The sequence below is a fragment of the Synechococcus sp. R3-13 genome (assembly GCF_047462195.1).
Taxonomy (GTDB): Bacteria; Cyanobacteriota; Cyanobacteriia; order Thermostichales; family Thermostichaceae; genus Thermostichus.
This window is the reverse complement of sequence record NZ_JANSIO010000349.1, coordinates 1-1,830: the sequence shown is the minus strand read 5'-3', so window position 1 is coordinate 1,830 and position 1,830 is coordinate 1. Positions and strand designations below refer to the sequence as shown.

The window sequence follows — 1,830 nt, the reverse complement described above, 5'->3', positions numbered from 1 at the left end:
CAAGTAATTTTCCAGCCGCGCCACCAAAATTTCTTCTGCCGGCAGCGGCCCTGGCAGGCGAAACCGACCCTGGGCATCGGTGCGCACCGAAATACCCGCCCCCGGAATGGCCACCTCCGCCCCGGCCAAGGGCTGCCCTGTCAGCCGATCCACCACCTGTCCCGAATAGGCGGAATCCAACTGCACCTGTCCTGTGGGCACATCCGTTGCTGCCTGAATGCGCTGCTGCAACACTTGCCAGTCGGCTTCTGTGATCCGTCCATCCTGGTCGACATCGGCAGCTCGGATCTGGTCGTCGGTCAATCCCCGTTCTCCCCGCAAGTAAGCCCCCAACAGGTTGAGATCCTGCACCGTCAAACGGCCATCCCCATCCAGGTCGCCCGCCTGAAAGGGCTGCGCGTGGGCAAAAGACACGCCTATCCAACCCAGGCCCAGGGATCCCAGTAGCAAAAGAGAATGAGCCAAACAGGAGACCCTAAACATGGCAACTCTCCTGGGAGTTGTTCATGTTCTAACGTAATTCACCTCCTCGCAGCAGGGCTAACCGAGCCGGTGTAGAGTACTCTTGAGCGCAATTCTGCCGGTTCGCCTTTGGCTGCAGGAGCCGAAAACTTAATGGTAGGATAACCGTGGTGACTTGCTTGTCCTATGGCTCGATACTCCTGCGTTACCCAGCTTGTGGGCTCAGCCGAGCAGCTAAGCGAGTCGATCCGCGCCGTTTTGGAGCGCTGCCAACTCAATATCCTCCACAGCAGCCTTGATTATTGGGTGGCCGGTGAGCCTCCCGGAAAAAATCCCTACACCAAACTGGTGACGGTGGAAGTGTTTGTGGATCGCACCCTCCAGGCTGCCGACGGCTCTGTACAGGTGACCTGCATTGCCAAAAATGAAGAGCTGCCCCTAAAAAGCGTTAACCACTGCCAACAAACCTTTGACCGACTGAAGGCAGAGCTAGCCCAGTTGCAAGGTCAACTTCAGCTTGCTGCCCAACAAAAAGATGCCTTACGATAGCTAGGCTGAGTTTGCTTTGATCCCATGGCGCGTCGCTGCCAACTAACCAACAAGAAACGCAACAACGCTTTTGCCATCTCCCACTCCCACCGGCGCACCAAGCGCCTGCAGGAAGTCAATTTGCAGTGGAAGCGCATCTGGTGGGAAGAGGGTAAGCGGTTTGTTCGTCTGCGCCTTTCCACCAAAGCCTTGAAGACTCTCAAGGCCAAAGGGATAGGAGCCATGGCCCGGGAAGCCGGGATCGACCTCAACCAGTTTTGAGTTTTCTCTTTAGCCCGGTTGTCCTTGACGGCTCCAACCTCACAGCAAGCCAAAAAGCTTACGGGACTTGGGTTGCAATCCCGCCAGCAAGGTGTTGAGGGTATCCCGTTGGGTAAGCTCGTTGGTGCCGCTGGCCCGCTCGATTAAGAGCTTGCGCGTCTCATCGGAGAGCTTGGCATCGGTAAAATCGGCTCCACTGAAGAGCGTGTTTTCAATCTGAGCGTCCCGTAGGTTGGCCCCCACCAAAATGGCTTGTTCTAGGTTGGCAAACTGAAGCTGGCAACTCACCAAGGCAGCCTGGGAGAGGTTGCAGCGAGATAGGTTGGCCTGGCGGAAGTCGGCGGCAAAAAAGTTCCCCTCCGCCAGATTAGCAGCCACCAAGCTGGCTTCGCGAAAGATGGAATGGCTGAAACGGCCCCCCTGAAAGCTGCTTTTGTCCAGTTTGGCGGCGGTAAAGTTGCTGTAGTCCCCCAGAGCCTGGCTAAAGCTGGATCCCCGTAGATCTGAGGCGGTAAAATTGGCCCGCTCTAGGTCGTGTTGATCTTATGTTAGGATAGA

At 56.6% G+C, this 1,830-nt stretch carries 4 protein-coding genes and 1 pseudogene; 2 read left to right on the top strand and 3 right to left on the bottom strand.

All coding sequences use genetic code 11. The features are described from left to right. Window positions 1–483: dockerin type I domain-containing protein (locus tag NW856_RS10565; protein ID WP_414400190.1), on the bottom strand; the 483-nt coding region annotated here is incomplete at its 3' end. A 165-nt stretch (window positions 484–648) separates the two neighbouring features. On the opposite strand from NW856_RS10565, the gene NW856_RS10560 reads away from it, so the two are divergent. Continuing rightward, the gene (locus tag NW856_RS10560; RefSeq protein ID WP_414400189.1) at window positions 649–1,011 is read left to right on the top strand and encodes a hypothetical protein; all 363 of its coding nucleotides are present in this window, start codon (window positions 649–651) and stop codon (window positions 1,009–1,011) included. A gap of 24 nt (window positions 1,012–1,035) precedes the next feature. Further along, window positions 1,036–1,272 carry a 50S ribosomal protein L28 gene (gene rpmB / locus NW856_RS10555; protein ID WP_011431026.1) on the top strand — a complete coding sequence of 79 codons (237 nt, stop codon included), beginning with the start codon at window positions 1,036–1,038 and terminating at the stop codon, window positions 1,270–1,272. A gap of 39 nt (window positions 1,273–1,311) precedes the next feature. Here rpmB and NW856_RS10550 read toward each other — a convergent pair whose 3' ends face one another. Together NW856_RS10550 and NW856_RS10545 are read right to left on the bottom strand one after the other, a co-directional pair. Beyond that, complete coding sequence (locus NW856_RS10550; protein ID WP_414400187.1) at window positions 1,312–1,650, bottom strand: pentapeptide repeat-containing protein; 339 nt, start codon at window positions 1,648–1,650, stop codon at window positions 1,312–1,314. Window positions 1,651–1,701: 51 nt separating this feature from the next. Further along, window positions 1,702–1,794 (bottom strand): annotated as a pseudogene (locus NW856_RS10545) (pentapeptide repeat-containing protein); the annotation flags it as partial. Between the last annotated feature and the right edge of the window lie 36 nt (window positions 1,795–1,830).